This window comes from Shigella dysenteriae (assembly GCF_022354085.1).
Lineage (GTDB): Bacteria > Pseudomonadota > Gammaproteobacteria > Enterobacterales > Enterobacteriaceae > Escherichia > Escherichia coli.
Genome location: NZ_CP055055.1, coordinates 1,687,345 through 1,705,085 on the forward strand (window position 1 = coordinate 1,687,345; position 17,741 = coordinate 1,705,085).

General features: G+C 50.2%; 14 protein-coding genes. 4 read left to right on the forward strand and 10 right to left on the reverse strand.

Going from position 1 to position 17,741, the window contains the following annotated elements; translation table 11 throughout:
• Nucleotides 1–87 precede the first annotated feature (87 nt).
• Nucleotides 88–603, reverse strand: coding sequence for a lipoprotein (locus tag HUZ68_RS08090; protein WP_001270657.1), 516 nt, complete (start codon nt 601–603; stop codon nt 88–90).
• A gap of 656 nt (nt 604–1,259) precedes the next feature.
• Here HUZ68_RS08090 and HUZ68_RS08095 point away from each other — a divergent pair.
• The 3 genes from HUZ68_RS08095 to amiD all read left to right on the forward strand — a co-directional run bounded on the left by HUZ68_RS08095 (nt 1,260) and on the right by amiD (nt 4,387).
• Nucleotides 1,260–3,026, forward strand: a complete 1,767-nt coding sequence (locus HUZ68_RS08095; protein ID WP_215413262.1) for a pentapeptide repeat-containing protein — start codon at nt 1,260–1,262, stop codon at nt 3,024–3,026.
• 210 nt (nt 3,027–3,236) lie between these two features.
• A complete protein-coding gene (locus tag HUZ68_RS08100) occupies nt 3,237–3,560 on the forward strand; it encodes a heavy metal-binding domain-containing protein (protein WP_001160737.1) in 324 nt (107 codons plus the stop codon).
• Nucleotides 3,557–4,387 carry an N-acetylmuramoyl-L-alanine amidase AmiD gene (gene amiD / locus HUZ68_RS08105; RefSeq protein ID WP_001255165.1) on the forward strand — a complete coding sequence of 277 codons (831 nt, stop codon included), beginning with the start codon at nt 3,557–3,559 and terminating at the stop codon, nt 4,385–4,387. Before HUZ68_RS08100 ends, amiD begins: the two co-directional genes overlap by 4 nt.
• Here amiD and HUZ68_RS08110 read toward each other — a convergent pair.
• The 8 genes from HUZ68_RS08110 to aqpZ form a co-directional block, all read right to left on the reverse strand.
• A complete protein-coding gene (locus HUZ68_RS08110) occupies nt 4,384–5,397 on the reverse strand; it encodes an NAD-dependent epimerase/dehydratase family protein (protein ID WP_001338420.1) in 1,014 nt (337 codons plus the stop codon). The genes amiD and HUZ68_RS08110 overlap by 4 nt on opposite strands.
• Nucleotides 5,398–5,495: 98 nt before the next feature.
• The gene (locus HUZ68_RS08115) at nt 5,496–6,926 is read right to left on the reverse strand and encodes an SDR family oxidoreductase (RefSeq protein ID WP_239594099.1); all 1,431 of its coding nucleotides are present in this window, start codon (nt 6,924–6,926) and stop codon (nt 5,496–5,498) included.
• Nucleotides 6,927–6,936: 10 nt separating this feature from the next.
• Nucleotides 6,937–7,938, reverse strand: coding sequence for a low-specificity L-threonine aldolase (gene ltaE / locus HUZ68_RS08120; protein WP_033815678.1), 1,002 nt, complete (start codon nt 7,936–7,938; stop codon nt 6,937–6,939).
• A 36-nt stretch (nt 7,939–7,974) separates the two neighbouring features.
• Nucleotides 7,975–9,693: a ubiquinone-dependent pyruvate dehydrogenase gene (poxB, locus tag HUZ68_RS08125; RefSeq protein ID WP_112925417.1), complete on the reverse strand. Its 1,719-nt coding sequence runs from the start codon at nt 9,691–9,693 to the stop codon at nt 7,975–7,977.
• Nucleotides 9,694–9,825: 132 nt separating this feature from the next.
• Nucleotides 9,826–10,794, reverse strand: a complete 969-nt coding sequence (gene hcr, locus HUZ68_RS08130) for an NADH oxidoreductase (RefSeq protein WP_033815680.1) — start codon at nt 10,792–10,794, stop codon at nt 9,826–9,828.
• 11 nt (nt 10,795–10,805) lie between these two features.
• Nucleotides 10,806–12,458, reverse strand: coding sequence for a hydroxylamine reductase (gene hcp, locus HUZ68_RS08135; protein WP_000458836.1), 1,653 nt, complete (start codon nt 12,456–12,458; stop codon nt 10,806–10,808).
• 143 nt (nt 12,459–12,601) lie between these two features.
• The gene (gene lysO, locus HUZ68_RS08140; RefSeq protein ID WP_001338421.1) at nt 12,602–13,501 is read right to left on the reverse strand and encodes an L-lysine exporter LysO; all 900 of its coding nucleotides are present in this window, start codon (nt 13,499–13,501) and stop codon (nt 12,602–12,604) included.
• A gap of 446 nt (nt 13,502–13,947) precedes the next feature.
• Nucleotides 13,948–14,643 carry an aquaporin Z gene (gene aqpZ / locus HUZ68_RS08145; RefSeq protein WP_001298299.1) on the reverse strand — a complete coding sequence of 232 codons (696 nt, stop codon included), beginning with the start codon at nt 14,641–14,643 and terminating at the stop codon, nt 13,948–13,950.
• 425 nt (nt 14,644–15,068) lie between these two features.
• Here aqpZ and HUZ68_RS08150 point away from each other — a divergent pair, with 425 nt between their 5' ends.
• On the forward strand, nt 15,069–16,727 hold the full coding sequence (locus HUZ68_RS08150) for an ATP-dependent endonuclease (protein WP_000599806.1): 1,659 nt from the start codon (nt 15,069–15,071) through the stop codon (nt 16,725–16,727).
• On the opposite strand, the gene HUZ68_RS08155 is transcribed toward HUZ68_RS08150, so the two are convergent.
• The gene (locus HUZ68_RS08155) at nt 16,724–17,680 is read right to left on the reverse strand and encodes a VirK/YbjX family protein (RefSeq protein WP_001322270.1); all 957 of its coding nucleotides are present in this window, start codon (nt 17,678–17,680) and stop codon (nt 16,724–16,726) included. The two genes, HUZ68_RS08150 and HUZ68_RS08155, sit on opposite strands and share 4 nt — an antisense overlap.
• Nucleotides 17,681–17,741 lie beyond the last annotated feature (61 nt).

The following is a 17,741-nucleotide window of genomic DNA, read 5'->3' on the forward strand; positions in this document are numbered from 1 at the left end:
AACGGGGGCGGTGGTCGGCGAGCATAAATGTCGGCATTACTCACGAAATGCCGGACAATTTACGGGGTTTATTGGTTGATCAAGGCGTTAGCGATTCTCGATGGACTGACGGAGCGTACCCGCCGTGGCATGAACGCTACCGCCTAAGTAGCGCACATCGTCGATCACCCAACACTGGCCTTCCTGAATCATTAACACTTCATCCTGCCAGCCCTGGTCACCCTGCTTGAGATCCACGCGCAATGGAATGTTACGGGCATCACGATTCGGGATAGTCGATGCACTGGCAACGTGGGCGCTGTCTGGCAAGGTGGTTCGACTGGAGAACGGATCACTGCTTAACAATTCACGATGACTATTATCGCGGCTGGCATCGCTAAGTAGGGTTGCCAGTTTGTCACTCAAATAGGGGCGCAGGGCGGTAATGTCATTGCTGCGATGTTGAATGCGGTAGTCATAGAATTGTTGGGCCACGCTGTCAGGCCCCCCCTGGACACAGGAACCGGTGCGGGGACCGTTATCTTTATAAGCTGGCGTGACGGTGGTACAGGCACTCAGCAGCAGTGCACATGGAATAAGTAGAGATAGTGAACGGTAGCGCATAATCATTTCCTTATTAGCTTGCTGTCTGCGTCACACTACGACCAAACGCTATCAGATTATTTAATACATTGTTTTTAATACAATTCTGAAACAATCTGAACACCTGATTGGGTTTGAGTCCATTGCTGGCTACCCACTCAAGGTTGCTCGTAGCTGACTTACTTAAATTACCCAAACAATAGACAGTGTAAACCATTTGTGAGGTTGAGCGTGTTATATGGCTGAAATGATCATTTAAGGTAAATATGATAGTTCTGAAATGGTGGTATAAATCCTCCTGTAGAGGTTAAGAGCATCTGCAAGAAGCCAGTTTCACATTTATAACGCGTGATAAATGAACGCGGTTATTGTCTAATCATTACAAATTTTTCACATGCGATAAGAGATCCTGCTATTAAGATGATTGCCAAAATTACGTTGTATTTTTGAAAATGAGCGAAATTTGATAGTCCCAGCTTTGACTTTTGATAATATTATTTATGCTACAGTTGTGGGTATAAAATATAATCTTTTTGAACAAGTGAATTTTAGCGAAGAATAAATCAAGTTGTTTCAGTGTTTCGTTAATTAATATGAGTATAAAAGGTGTTGTGCTTTTACAATAATAAAGCGCTAGGAGTTCGGTGGATTATCGTTTTTCTTGGGTGATTTTTAATATGATAAACAATATATCTGATCAAGTGTCATCATTTCCATGCACACAATTGAATCAAAGTAATAATTTCCTGGATTCACTGAGGGAGTTTTTCGCGATATTAAATTCCAGTCGTAAGGGTGAGTTGTCTACATGGGATACCATCTACTTGCATCTGATATTAGCAATAAATGCTGACAGTGATCTCATAAAAAATGATGTGTTGCTCGCGGAAAATATTCCAACAGCGGATTATCAATTTAATACATTTTTTAGTAATGCTTTCGAGACTGATGTTAAAAAATATCTGGGTAAATCAGAAGATAACGAAGTTGAAATAAAAACGGGTAATGAAAGAATCTCTATTGGAATACGTAACATATCGAATGGAAAACTTGAAAGACAAAAGTTTCTTTTCCCACTGGACTATGAGAATAAATTACAACATCAATTAGACAAGCATTTTACGATTGAATCGCACCCATTATTATACAGGCATACTATGGGTAGTAAGATTGCGAATGTGATTTTTGAAAAATTATACAGTCGTATTGACTTTAACAAAGAACAATATATATCCTTTATAAAGGACGCGTTTCTTCATTTTTATGATTATAGCAGGCGATATGCAATTAATGAAAATATTGCAAAAGACGCTGTAACAAACAATATCGCATTGATGAGCACTTTTTATGACAGTGATAATACGTCAGGTGAGGTTTTAAATAATGATTTTACAGAAGAGTCATTTGAAACTGCGTTAGATGTAGAGCATACAATAGTGCTTGGATTTGCTGATGATAATTTTGAAACAAAACCTGTTCATTATCAGGATTTATTAATACGATTTAGTGCCTTTCAAGATACCGTGTTTAATCTGTTCCCTGAAATGCGCTCTTCGCATTACAACGATATTTGTAGCGTAAGTGTGGATATGACAAAGGGAACGCAATGCATGATTCACTTGATGGTGAATGAAGAAGTTTTCATGTCTCTGCCTGTTCCAGTTGCCACGATGGTACGTGAAGATGCAAGTAATTTAGTCAATCTTAAAACACTACTCAATGATGGTTGCTTTATTAAATATAGTCATTTTAATGACGTGGCATTAATAAAGCAAAACATAAACAATCTCCATTTATCACATACTGTTGTGAATGAAAGTATATTGAAGAAGTGTTGCTTTGAAAACGGCAGTTTAGGTGATGTTAAAATAACAAATAGCAATGTAATAAACAGTGTATTCAAAAATATTTCGTTTAGATCTGTTAAAATTAACAACGTAAATACTCATTCTTTAAAATTTATTAACTGCCATTTTTTCAATGTTGATATGATAAGAGTTAATTTCAGTAAATGTCTTTTTCATGACTGTAGTATGCATGGTGTCAAGATAAAACCATGGTTGCCAGTAAAATGGACAAAAGAATTAATAAATGATTATTTGTATGGCTGTTTACTTTCACTGTATTCTATCTGCGTAAGAGATATATTTAATATGAACGCGGGGAGTAACGTAAAGATTGCAGCGGATGCTTTCCTTGACATTCTTTTCTCTCTTAAAAATAAATATTGCATTAAACTATTAAGCGCTCAGGATCGGGCGTTTATATACGAGTTTGCAAGAATGATCTTTGCATATATTAATGACAAAAACATTGAGAACTTATTGCTTTCTTGTTTTGCCGAGGTCGATCAAAAAGCAATCCAGAGGTATGTTCCTCAGCCACAAGATGCGGAAAAATTTTGGAGTAATTTACAGTATAAGTTGAGTATTTCCGCTCATTAATGTTGCTGGTACAACATAATACGACAGGTTAGCGGTGGCCTATAATGAAACCAATACCGGGTTATGCAACGGATAATCGTAAAGACTTAAGTGGGTGTTTTTGACACAATGAGATGATTTCCTAAACTGATCAAAACCTTCTTCCCAACATGGCATATCAGTCCGATAATGCTTTAGAGATCGAAGGCTTAACAAACAAGGAGATCGATCATGCAATTTTCCACAACTCCAACTCTGGAAGGCCAGACCATCGTTGAATATTGCGGTGTGGTGACTGGCGAAGCGATTTTAGGCGCGAATATTTTCCGTGATTTCTTTGCCGGTATTCGCGATATCGTTGGCGGACGCTCCGGTGCCTACGAAAAAGAGCTACGTAAAGCGCGGGAGATCGCCTTTGAGGAGCTTGGCTCCCAGGCGCGGGCGCTGGGGGCCGATGCCGTAGTCGGTATTGATATCGACTACGAAACGGTTGGGCAAAACGGCAGTATGCTGATGGTTAGCGTCAGCGGTACGGCGGTGAAAACGCGTCGATGAGAAGAGTCTTCTGGCTGGTCGCTGCCGCTCTGTTACTGGCAGGGTGTGCAGGCGAAAAAGGCATTGTCGAGAAAGAGGGATACCAGCTTGATACCCGACGCCAGGCGCAGGCGGCGTATCCGCGCATTAAAGTGCTGGTGATCCACTACACCGCAGATGATTTTGATAGCTCACTGGCGACACTGACCGATAAGCAGGTCAGTTCGCATTATCTGGTCCCTGCGGTGCCACCGCGATACAACGGTAAACCGCGCATCTGGCAATTGGTGCCGGAACAAGAACTGGCCTGGCATGCGGGGATTAGCGCCTGGCGCGGGGCAACGCGCCTTAACGACACCTCTATTGGCATTGAGCTGGAAAACCGTGGCTGGCAAAAATCGGCGGGGGTGAAATATTTTGCCCCGTTTGAACCGGCACAGATTCAGGCGCTTATTCCGCTGGCGAAAGATATTATTGCCCGTTATCACATCAAGCCGGAAAACGTAGTGGCACATGCGGATATCGCCCCGCAGCGCAAAGACGATCCGGGGCCATTATTTCCCTGGCAGCAACTGGCGCAGCAGGGGATTGGTGCCTGGCCGGATGCGCAGCGGGTGAACTTTTACCTTGCCGGGCGCGCGCCGCACACACCGGTAGATACCGCGTCATTGCTGGAGCTTTTGGCGCGCTACGGTTATGACGTTAAACCTGATATGATACCGCGCGAGCAGCGGCGCGTGATTATGGCGTTCCAGATGCATTTCCGCCCGACGTTATATAACGGCGAAGCGGATGCAGAAACTCAGGCGATTGCCGAAGCGTTGCTGGAGAAATACGGGCAGGATTAGCGCGGCAGTTTTCCGTGGTCGCGCAGCCAGGCGGCAGTTTTCTCGATACCTTCATCCAGGGTGATGACCGGCTGATAACCTAACTCTTCCTGTGCCCGCGTAATATCCAGCGTAAAGTCAAAATTAAGCTTCGAGACGCCGTAGTGGGTCAGCGGCGGCTCTTTTGCTGACTTGCGGCCTAAACGCTCCATGCTGCGGGCGATCATATCCAGCATCGGGTAAGGGACGGAACGAATACGACAGTCAATATTCAACTCGTCGATCAGCTTCTGCACGATGCTGCGCAGTGTGCGATGCTCGCCGTTGGTGATGTTGTACACACGCCCGGAAGGTAGCTTATCGCAGGCTTCCTGGCTTGCCAGCCACATGGCGTGCACGGCATTTTCATAGTAGGTCATATCCACCAGCGCACTGCCGCCATGCGGTAACAGAATGCTGCCGTAGTGGTGCATCATATGCGCAAGACGGGGGATAAAGACTTTATCGTGCGGTCCGAACAGACTTTGTGGGCGCAGAATAGTAAAGCGCGTTTGTGGATTCGCCTGCGAAAGCATATTGATCACTTCTTCGCTGGCTGCTTTGCTGCGGGCAAACTCGTTGGCGAAGCGGTGAGGGCGAAAATCTTCTTTAATATCGCGATGGTGGTGATAATCGAAGTACAGGGAGGGGGAAGAGATATGAATAAAGTTACGCACACCCCAGGCGACAGCCCATTCACCCAGGCGGCGAGTGGCGCGAACGTTAGCCAGATCGAAAGCCTGTTGTGTCCCCCAGGGCGAGGTAAAGCTGGAGCAGTGCCACAGCGTATCAATGCCCGCGAGCATCACTTTAGCTTGTGATGAGACCAGCTCGGTCAGATCCGCCGGAACAAACTCTGCGCCCATTTTTTCCAGCAATTTACCCATTGCCTCGTTGCGACCGGTCGCTCGCACGCTGATGCCTTTCTGGCATAAAAACTCTACCGCGTTTCGACCTAAGCCGCTGGTGGCGCCGGTAACCAGTACCTTCATATCAATCCACTGTTGTTGAGAAAATGACGTGCGCATTCTTCCGTGATTTCCCCCTTGATGCAATGGGAAACATGAAAGATTAACGCAGGTTTTATCGATTAATCTGTGCTTTGTTCTGCCAGTCTGGCGATTTGTTTTGCCATTCCGCGAAAAATAAACAGATGCGCGGGGATCATCAATAACCAGTAAAACAGCCCCGGCATACCGTGCGGATGCCAGAAAGCGCGGACATCGATAGTACGATAGTCGCCTTTATCTTCCAGGGTAAAACACAGTCGTCCCAGTCCCGGCGCTTTCATGCCAAATAACAACGTAAGTTGTTTTTCCGGTTCAACGACAATCACTTTCCAGCTATCCACCGCATCGCCGGTCTGTAAATATTCGCGCTCCGGGCGGCCTTTCGCCAGCTTATGACCGATCGCGCGGTCCATCAACGCCCGTGTCTGCCACAAAATATTGCCAAAGAAATAACGCTCTTTACCGCCGATTTGGTTCACTACCTGCCATAAAGCCGCAAGGCTGGCGGACGTTTTAACGGTAAACCCCGCCTGTTTGGCGAAATAACCGTACTCAGGTCGCCAGCGGGCAAAGGCCTGAGCGTCGTAGCCCCAGTCGCTGGAGTTGACCAGTTTTTCTTCCTCTTTCAACGTGCTACGTACCGCGTCATCGAAAGCGATCAGCCGTTGTGGGATGAGCGCACATAGCGCGGTGTCATCCGCCAGCAGATCGTGTTTCAGCCCCTGAATCAACGCCCTGGCGGTGGTGGGCGGTACGGAAGTAATCACATTGAGAAACCACACCGAAATCCAGCGGGTGGGGAGGGGGATGGGGATCAACCAGCGGCGCTTACCGCTCACCGCCATAAAATGTTCAAACTGTTGCTGATAACTGAGCACCTCTGGTCCGGCGGCTTCGAAGATGCGGTGTTCGCTGGCCGGATGATCTAACAGCGCCACCAGATAGTGCAGCAAGTTTTCCAGCGCGATAGGCGTGGTGCGTGAGCGTACCCAGCGTGGCGGCGTTAACACTGGCAGGTTGTAAACCATATCGCGCATCACTTCGAACGCTGCGGAACCTGCGCCAACGATAATTCCGGCCCGAAGTTCGGTCACTGGTACATTCGCTTCACGAAGAATGTCCGCCGTAGCCTGACGAGCACGCAGATGATCCGACTGCTCATGTGGCGGGGCCTGCAACGAACTGAGAAAGATTAATTGCTTAACTGGTACTTCACGTAGCGCATCGCGGACGTTGAGAGCCACCTGGCGCTCCTGAGCGATAAAATCGCCGCTTTCGCCCATGCTGTGCACCAGAAAATAGACGGTATCGATATCCTGTAACAGGGCCGGAAGGTTATCCGGCCAGCTGAGATCGACTTTATGGCAACTGACGTTTGCCAGTTGCAGCTTTGCAAGCCTGTCGACATGACGTGCCGCCGCCAGGATCTGATGCCCTTGCTGGCTGAGTGCCTGCACCAGATGTTGACCAATGTAGCCACTGGCACCAAGAACTAAAATGCGTTGCGGCACGTCTCCCTCCTTAACGCGCCAGGAATGCGCGCCAGTGGGCGGCGACTTCTGCCAGTTGTTCGCGCGAGACGTCAAGATGGGTCACCAGGCGGACAATCGGCGAGGCGTTAATCAGTACGTTTCTCGCTTTCATGTATTCGCCTAACGCGGCAGCATTTTCTTCGCCGACGCGGACAAACAGCATATTAGTGTCCTGACGCATTACATCCGCGCCCGCTTCGCGCAGTTGCTCCGCCATCCAGGCGGCGTTGTCGTGATCTTCCTGCAAGCGTGCGACGTTATTTTTCAGCGCATACATCCCGGCAGCAGCCAGAATGCCGGACTGGCGCATCCCGCCACCTGTCATTTTCCGCCAGCGAATGGCACGTTTAATGTAATCACGATTACCGACGAGTAATGAACCGACTGGCGTCCCAAGACCTTTCGACAGGCAAATGGTGAACGAATCACAATATTGCGTGATCTCTTTCAGTTCGCAGCCGTAAGCCACCACGGCATTAAAGATGCGCGCACCGTCAACATGCAGCGCCAGATTGCGCTCGCGGGTAAATTCCCATGCATCTTTAAGGTATTCACGCGGCAACACTTTGCCGTTGTGGGTGTTTTCCAGACTGAGTAATTTGGTGCGGGCGAAATGGATATCGTCGGGTTTGATTTTCATCGCCACTTTATCCAGCGGTAGCGTGCCGTCGGCAGCCGCGTCGATGGGTTGCGGCTGAATACTGCCCAGCACCGCTGCGCCACCGGCTTCAAACAGATAGTTATGCGCGGCCTGACCGACAATATACTCTTCGCCACGTTCGCAGTGACTGAGCAGAGCGACCAGGTTGGCCTGAGTGCCGGTAGGCAGAAAAATGGCGGCTTCTTTACCGGAAAGCTCTGCTGCATAGTCCTGCAGAGCATTAACGGTAGGGTCGTCTCCGTAAACGTCGTCCCCAACCGGGGCGGCCATCATCGCTTCGAGCATGGCGCGGCTCGGTCGGGTTACGGTATCACTGCGTAAATCAATCATGGCATGTCCTTATTATGACGGGAAATGCCACCCTTTTTACCTTAGCCAGTTCGTTTTCGCCAGTTCGATCACTTCATCGCCGCGTCCGCTGATGATTGCGCGCAGCATATACAGGCTAAAACCTTTGGCCTGTTCGAGTTTGATCTGCGGTGGAATGGCTAATTCTTCTTTGGCGACCACCACATCCACCAGCACCGGACCGTCGATGGAAAAGGCGCGTTGCAGGGCTTCATCGACTTCAGCGGCTTTTTCTACACGGATACCCGTAATGCCGCACGCTTCGGCAATGCGGGCAAAGTTGGTGTCGTGAAGCTCGGTGCCGTCTGTCAGGTAGCCTCCGGCTTTCATCTCCATCGCCACAAAGCCCAGCACGCTGTTGTTAAAGATGATAATTTTCACCGGCAGTTTCATCTGTACTACTGAGAGGAAATCGCCCATCAACATGCTAAAACCGCCATCGCCGCACATGGCGACCACCTGACGTTCCGGCTCGGTTGCCTGCGCACCCAGCGCCTGCGGCATGGCGTTAGCCATCGAACCGTGGTTAAACGAACCTAACAGGCGACGCTTGCCGTTCATTTTCAGATAACGCGCTGCCCATACTGTTGGCGTGCCGACATCACAGGTAAAGATGGCGTCATCGGCGGCAAAATGACTAATTTGCTGCGCCAGATATTGCGGGTGAATGGCTTTCTCGCTCGGTTTAGCTAAATCGTCCAGCCCTTTGCGGGCATCGCGGTAATCTTCCAGCGCTTTATCCAGAAACTTGCGATCGGCTTTTTCTTCCACCAATGGCAGCAATGCACGCAGGGTCGACTTGATATCGCCGACCAGCGCCATATCCACCTTGCTGTGTGCGCCGATGCTCGCTGGGTTGATATCAATCTGAATAATTTTGGCATCGGTCGGGTAGAAAGCACGGTAGGGGAACTGGGTGCCGAGCAGCACTAAGGTGTCGGCGTTCATCATGGTATGGAAACCTGACGAGAAGCCGATTAACCCGGTCATTCCAACATCATACGGATTATCGTATTCGACATGTTCTTTACCGCGCAGGGCATGAACAATAGGTGCTTTAATTTTCCCGGCAAACTCAACTAACTCTTTATGCGCCCCCGCGCAGCCGCTGCCACACATCAGGGCGATATTGCTGGAATAACGCAGCAGTTGCGCCAGTTTGCGTAACTCTTCTTCTTCCGGCGTCACGACCGGCTGTGGCGCATGATACCAGTGGGTAGTTGCCCCTTCTGGCGCAGGTTTTAACGCCACGTCGCCCGGTAACACGACAACGGAAACGCCACGGTTAAGCACCGCTTTGCGCATGGCAATCGCCAGCACTTGTGGGATCTGCTCCGGGCTGGAAACCAGCTCGCAATAGTGACTACATTCGCGGAATAGCTCTTGTGGGTGGGTTTCCTGGAAATAGCCGCTGCCTATTTCGCTGGAGGGAATATGAGCGGCAATCGCCAGTACCGGAACGTGATTGCGGTGGCAATCGAACAGGCCGTTGATCAAGTGCAGGTTGCCTGGGCCGCACGATCCGGCACAGACCGCCAGTTCTCCTGAAAGTTGTGCTTCAGCGCCAGCGGCAAACGCCGCCACTTCTTCATGGCGGGTGGACATCCACTCGATGGTGCCCATGCGATTAAGACTGTCGCTAAGACCGTTCAGAGAGTCGCCCGTGACTCCCCAGATGCGTTTCACGCCTGCCGATTCGAGTGTTTTGGCGATATAAGCTGCAACCGTTTGTTTCATGGTTCTCCATCTCCTGAATGTGATAACGGTAACAAGTTTAGTTCATCTGACGGAGGGGGAAGGGATGGGAGAGAAAGGAGGCACTAACGGTTAAATAGCCCGATGAAAGGAATATCATCGGGCATAAGGCGATTATGCGAGAACCAAATCCCCCTGCGGATGGCAGGAGCAGGCCAGTACGTAACCTTCAGCGATTTCGGCGTCGGTCAGCGTCATTGTACTGCTCACCGTATATTCACCGGAAACCACTTTCGTCTTACAGCAGCCGCAAACACCCGCGCGGCAGGCGGCGATAACCGGAACGTTATTGCTTTCCAGCGCCTCCAGTAGCGTGGTGCCAACCGGGGCGTAAAATTCTCGTGCCGGTTGCAGTTTGGTGAATTTCAGACCGCTGGTCGCCGCTTCCGCTACTGGGGTGAAGAATTTCTCTTTAAAGAAACGCGTCACGCCGAGCGCCTTCACTTCCTGTTCTACCCAATCCATATACGGTGCTGGACCACAAGTCATCACGGTACGTGAGGCTAAATCAGGAACGCTTGCCAGCAGTTCGCGAGTGAGACGACCAGCGATAAAGCCTTCGGTAACGTTATTTTCCGCCACCAGCGTTACCGGATAGTTACGCCACTCATCGGCGAAAATAACATCCTGCGGCGTACGCACGTTGTAGATCACCCGCACATCGGCCTGTGGACGGTTCTTCGCAAGCCAGCGACGCATCGACATAATCGGCGTGACGCCGCAGCCTGCCGCCAGCAACAGGAATTTATCTTCTGCTTTATCGTCGCAGGTAAATTCCCCCATCGCGTCCGAAAGCCAGAGATAATCACCGCGTTTTACATCGCGCGTCAGCCACTGGGAGCCTACACCGTCATCAATCCGCCGCACGGTCAGGGTGATATATTCACTCACTCCTGGCGTGGAGGAAATGGTGTAAGCACGCAGCGTTTCTGCTGAGTTTCGCACGCTGACCAGTGCATATTGCCCGGCGCGATATGGGTAGTAATCGTGGCAAATCAGGGAAATCGTCCACACATCCGGCGTTTCTTGCTTAATGTGATGAACCTGCATCCGCCACGGGCATTGATTCGTTGGCATCGTCATCTGCTAACTCCTTACGCGCTCAACAGTTGCTTCATGTCTTCTTCAACAGTGGTGATAGAACGCAGGCCGAATTTCTCGTTCAGCACCGCCAGCAGATCTGGTGTCAGGAAACCAGGTGCAGTCGGGCCGGTGACGATATTTTTCACGCCCAGAGAAAGCAGCGTCAGCAGAATGACAATCGCTTTCTGTTCAAACCAGGAGAGCACCAGCGACAGCGGCAGATCGTTGACACCGCAGCCCAGTTTTTCTGCCAGCGTAACCGCCAGAATAATTGCTGAGTAAGCATCGTTACACTGACCGGCATCCACCAGACGAGGCAGACCTTCGATATCGCCAAACTCAAGTTTGTTAAAGCGATATTTACCACAGGCGAGAGTCAGGATCAGGCAGTCATCCGGCACGCTGGTGGCGAAATCGGTGAAGTAGTGACGTTCGCCGCGTGCGCCGTCACAGCCACCAAGCAGGAAGATATGACGCAGTTTTTCACGGCTCACCAGATCAATCAGCGTATCCGCTGCGCCAAGCAGCGTCTGGCGGCCAAAGCCCACGGTGATCAGGTGCGGAATTTCGCTGTACGGGAAGCCCGCCATTTGTTGCGCCTGGGCGATGACCGCAGAGAAATCTTCGCCATCCAGATGACGCACGCCAGGCCAGCCAACGATGCTGCGGGTCCAGATACGATCGTCATAAGCGCCTACGGTTGGGTCGATGATGCAGTTCGAGGTCATCACGATGGGGCCAGGGAAACGAGCGAACTCCACTTGCTGATTCTGCCAGCCGCTGCCGTAGTTACCGACCAGATGCTTGAATTTACGCAGCTCCGGGTAGCCATGCGCAGGCAGCATTTCGCCGTGGGTGTAGACATTAACGCCCGTGCCTTCGGTCTGTTCCAGCAGGTTGTAGAGATCTTTGAGATCGTGACCGGAAATCAGGATGCATTTACCCGCCGTCGCTTTGACGTTGACCTGGGTTGGCGTCGGGTGACCGTATTTACCGGTTTCGCCTGCATCCAGAATGCTCATCACTTTGAAGTTCATCTGGCCGATTTCCATTGAACACTCAAGAAGCGCGTTCATATCGGCAGGCCAGGTCCCCAGCCACGCCATGATTTTATGATACTGGGCATAAATATCGTTGTCGTATTGACCGAGAACGTGTGCGTGTTCCATATAGGCCGCCGCACCTTTCAGGCCATACAGGCACAGCAGACGCAGGCCGAGAATGTTTTCGCCAATCGCCGCTTTATCTTTGTTAGGGGTAAATTCTGCTGCCTGACGTTGCAGCTCGCCGAGATCGTCGCTCACCAGTTGCAGGTCAGCCATCGGGTTATCGACGCGCGCGTTGGCATCTACAGCCAGGCATTGTGCTTTCAGCACCTCGCGCAGGGCAATCGCTTCACGAGCGTAGCCGACTATACGCGGAGAATCGAAGTTAACGTTGGTCAGGGTTGAGAAAAATGCGCGTGGCGCAAAGCTGTCTACATCGTGGTTGATGATGCCGTATTCACGCGCTTTTACCGCCCAGGCCGAAAGCCCTTGCAGCGCCGCGATGAGTAAATCCTGAAGGTCAGAGGTTTCCGCCGTTTTACCACACATCCCCTGCGCGTATGAGCAGCCGTTTCCTGCCGGAGTACGGATAGTTTGTTCACATTGCACACAAAACATGATCACACCTTTTAAAGTTATATTTAATATACATGTTTAAGGTTAAGACGCTTAACGCGGGGATAAAAGGGATTTTTCATGCAACTTTAAGGGAGATTGATTTAGCGCAATTTTGGCGGCAGGGATCTACCGCCAGAGAGGTATTACGCAGAGAAAAAGGCGATGAGGATCGGCACTAACAGGCTAAGAATAAAACCGTGAACAATTGCCGCCGGGACCATATCCAGCCCGCCAGTACGTTGAAGAACGGGCAGGGTGAAATCCATCGACGTCGCACCGCATAAGCCCAGTGCGGTAGAGCGGCTGCGGCGAATCAGCCCAGGGATCAACATAATTGCAATCAGCTCACGGGCCAGATCATTAAAAAACGCCGCGCTCCCGATTACCGGACCAAAAGATTCGGTCAATAAAATACCGGAAAGAGAATACCAGCCGAAACCAGAGGCCATTGCCAGCGCGGTATTGATGGGTAGATCAAGAATAAAGGCGTTAATTAAACCACCAATTAATGAACTGGCAACCACCACCACGGCGACAATCATTCCCCGGCGATTAAGGACAATCTGCTTTAAGGTCATGCCATTATTGCGCAACTGAATACCGACGAGGAAAAGTAGCAGAATTAACGTGTATTCACTGGCTTCGGTCGCGTGTTGTAAGAAAGCCAGTCCACTCAGGCCAATGGCAAAACCAATCACTACTACGCCGCACAGTTTTAGCGACTCCAGCGCCATCGCAATACGCGACGGGAGTTTTTCTTGCTGATGGTGGTTGCGCCACGGCAGACCGCGCTCCAGCCACATCAGGGCGGCAATATTACACAGTAAAATAACGGTAATACTGACGGCAGAATAATGCAGAATCGCCAACAGGTTACTGGCGAGGTTATCGAGAAACGCCAGACTGATACCCATAAAAAAGAGAATAAGGTAAACCATCCAGCTTAAGAGCTGATTAATAACTTTTAATGCAGCTTTTTGGCGAAGCGGAATGAGGTAACCCACAATCAGGGGAACCAGAATGATTAACAGCCCAGAAAACATGAAAAACCAGTCCTTGCAAAGAAAGAAGTCGAAATGCGCGATGACACACTACTGAAAGCGGAAGGACGAGTAAAGTTGCAATTAAAAGGAAATGTTATGCATCAGAGGGGGATTTTTAATTCTATATGAGTGTTTAGCATTGTTGCGCTCCTTTCATGTGCAATGCCATATAAAGCCACTGGCGCAGGGAGCGGCCAGTCGCCGCCGCCCCCTGCACCCCCGGGCTCTGGCGAACAAAATCGCCGCTGCGCGGTACCTTCAGCTTATCCCCTTCGGCAACCGGGTCGGGCGCGAGGTAACGTCCTGTAAGACGCGCCCTCAGCCCACATCCATGTGGGCTGCCCCGGCCTTCGGGGAACGCTTCAGCGATTTTGACGCCACCAATACCCGTGCGGTTTGTAATGTCGAAGATAAAACAACCAGGGCAGATAAAATGCCAATGTTAATCAATCGCGTTTTTCCAGCAGAGTCCGGTAAATCAGACCACCGATAATGCCACCGACAATTGGCACCACCCAGAAGAACCACAGTTGTTCTAATGCCCAGCCGCCCTGGAAGATGGCAACCGCGGTGCTGCGCGCCGGGTTAACAGAAGTGTTAGTCACCGGAATACTGATTAAGTGAATCAGGGTTAAGGCCAGACCAATAGCGATCGGCGCAAAACCTGCCGGAGCGAATTTGTCGGTTGCGCCGTGGATCACCAACAGGAAACCTGCACTCAATACCAGTTCAACTACCAGCGCGGAAAGCATGGAATAACCGCCTGGTGAATGCTCGCCATAACCGTTAGAAGCAAAACCGCTGGCTGCCGCGTCAAAACCCGTTTTACCACTGGCAATTAAATACAGCAGCGCCGCTGCAACAATACCGCCGACAACCTGGGCAATTACGTAGCCAACGACTTCTTTTGCCGGAAAACGTCCGCCAGCCCATAAACCAATAGTGACCGCCGGGTTAAAATGACCACCAGAAATATGACCAACAGCAAAGGCCATCGTCAGAACGGTCAGACCGAACGCCAACGCCACGCCGGCAAAACCAATGCCTAATTCCGGGAAGCCTGCGGCCAGCACAGCACTACCACAGCCACCAAAAACAAGCCAGAAAGTACCAAAACATTCAGCTGCTAATTTTCTGAACATATCCACCTCAATTAAAAATTGACCCTGTGAAAAATATGGTCGTTTTATAGGGTCGTCGTAAAAAAGTGACGACGGAAATAATGCGCGGCTATTTTAAAAACGAAGGCGAGTCATTCACCAGATAAATAAATCCAGTAAATTTGATTTAGGGCAACAGCGGGTTGCCCCATATAGTCATTTGTCTGATTGACAGTGTAGTGCAAGCAAAAGATTTAATCCTTTAGGCGTAATAAAAAATAATTTATCATGCTAATTATTTGATTTTGTTGTTTTTGCAGACTTATCAGCAAGAGGGAGTATAACGCGATTATTCGCTCATTTTTCAGACATTTGCCATGCTTAAATGTGATGTCATCACGTATTAGCAAGGCCTTTCCCGTTATACTGCCAGCGTAAAGGATAAGTCACATATTTCTGGAGGGGATATGATTCTTGAGCGCGTTGAAATTGTGGGTTTTCGCGGTATCAACCGTTTGTCGTTGATGCTGGAACAAAACAACGTCCTGATTGGGGAGAACGCGTGGGGTAAATCCAGCTTGCTGGACGCCTTAACCCTGCTGCTATCGCCAGAATCAGATCTCTACCATTTTGAGCGCGACGATTTCTGGTTCCCGCCGGGAGATATCAACGGGCGAGAACATCATCTGCATATTATTTTGACCTTCCGCGAATCGCTGCCAGGCCGACATCGGGTTCGCCGTTATCGACCGCTGGAAGCGTGCTGGACGCCATGCACCGATGGCTATCACCGTATTTTTTATCGTCTGGAAGGGGAGAGTGCGGAAGACGGCAGCGTGATGACACTGCGCAGTTTTCTCGATAAAGACGGACATCCGATTGATGTTGAGGATATTAACGATCAGGCACGCCACCTGGTGCGTTTAATGCCGGTGCTGCGCTTGCGTGATGCCCGTTTTATGCGCCGTATTCGTAACGGCACGGTGCCAAATGTCCCCAATGTGGAAGTCACCGCGCGCCAGCTCGATTTCCTCGCCCGTGAGTTGTCCTCACATCCGCAAAATCTCTCTGATGGACAGATTCGTCAGGGACTTTCCGCAATGGTGCAGTTGCTTGAGCATTATTTCTCTGAGCAGGGGGCTGGACAGGCGCGATATCGTTTAATGCGGCGGCGGGCCAGCAATGAGCAACGAAGCTGGCGCTATCTGGACATCATCAACCGGATGATTGACCGACCTGGAGGGCGCTCGTATCGGGTTATTTTGCTCGGCCTGTTTGCTACTTTATTGCAGGCAAAAGGCACATTGCGACTGGATAAAGACGCCCGTCCATTGTTGCTGATCGAAGATCCAGAAACGCGTTTACACCCCATTATGCTTTCAGTTGCCTGGCATCTGTTGAATCTTTTGCCTTTACAACGTATTGCTACCACCAACTCTGGCGAGCTGCTTTCGTTAACTCCAGTGGAACATGTTTGCCGCCTGGTGCGTGAATCTTCTCGTGTTGCCGCCTGGCGTCTGGGGCCAAGTGGCTTGAGCACCGAAGACAGCCGCCGCATCTCTTTTCACATTCGTTTTAATCGTCCGTCATCGCTGTTTGCTCGCTGCTGGTTGCTGGTGGAAGGGGAAACGGAAACCTGGGTTATCAATGAACTGGCGCGTCAGTGCGGACATCATTTTGATGCCGAAGGAATCAAGGTCATTGAGTTTGCCCAGTCCGGGCTAAAGCCACTGGTTAAATTTGCCCGCCGAATGGGGATTGAATGGCATGTACTGGTCGATGGCGATGAAGCAGGAAAGAAATATGCCGCTACGGTACGCAGCCTGTTGAATAATGATCGGGAAGCCGAACGAGAACATTTAACGGCGTTACCGGCGCTGGATATGGAACATTTTATGTATCGCCAGGGATTTTCCGATGTGTTCCACCGCGTGGCGCAAATCCCGGAAAATGTACCGATGAATCTGCGCAAAATTATCTCGAAAGCGATCCATCGCTCTTCCAAACCCGATCTTGCCATTGAAGTGGCAATGGAGGCCGGACGTCGTGGTGTGGACTCCGTACCGACGCTGCTGAAAAAAATGTTCTCACGCGTGCTGTGGCTGGCGCGCGGTCGCGCGGATTAACCGCGAAACATCGTGGCCATTTGTGGCTGAATAGCGTCGAGCATCTCATAGCGCCGACGGTATTCAGCCCGTTTTTTACTGGCGATTTCGGCAATCTCTTTTCGTGCTATCTGTGCTGGAAGGCGGTAATGGCGTTCAGCATCACATACGCCGCCAACCGATTCCCAGAAAGCGTTGTAATCGGCATGGATCTTGCCTTCTTTATCGCGATAACGCAGGCTGCGGTAAATATGCGTTTCATTGCTGACGGCAATAATCTGCTCTACCTGCAAACGTTGGGCAAACAGACAGGCCGCTTCCATCACGAGGCGTTTGGGAAATAGCCCGTGGCAGGCTTTCGTCGCATTCTGGATTTCCTGATGTGGAATTTCCCATTTTGCGCCTTGCAGTCCACCAATAAACATCGTTCTTTTCCCCTGATATTCACACAGGGTAAACGTGATTTCTGCCAGAGGAATACCTTCGCTGTTGCGGAACAGGATTGTGCTGTCACCTTCTTTATCCATTGAGATCATCATGGTCAGCTCAAGCGTGAACTGCTCGCCGTTTTTGCCTTCCAGCTTCGCCAGTTGCAGCCCGGGGGTATTCAAATATAAGCTGAATTCTTCCGCCGACATACACCCGCGGAGTAACGCATAATGGTAACGTAACGCCTCCAGCAATTGCTTACGGCTAAGATTCGCCGCAAGGTAAGGGCGATGCAGACGTACAGGCAGTCGCGGCTGGCGCGTTAACAACACATTGAGATTAGGCCAGTGGGAAAGTTCGTTCATCCACTCAACGCTTAAACGCGGCATAATCAACGAGCGCAGCAAAAATTTCTGGCGAAAACTACGGCGATGCCAGAATTTACCCGGCCGACACTGTCCACGTGCCAGACTAAGAAAAAGTGACAGGCTGCTGAGAGATTCAGATGACGTAAAGGTCCGTTCGGTTAGCTGCGACATATTCATGAAATCAATGGTTGTACATGACGTCGATTTCACCATTGCGTATCTTAACCAAACATCAATA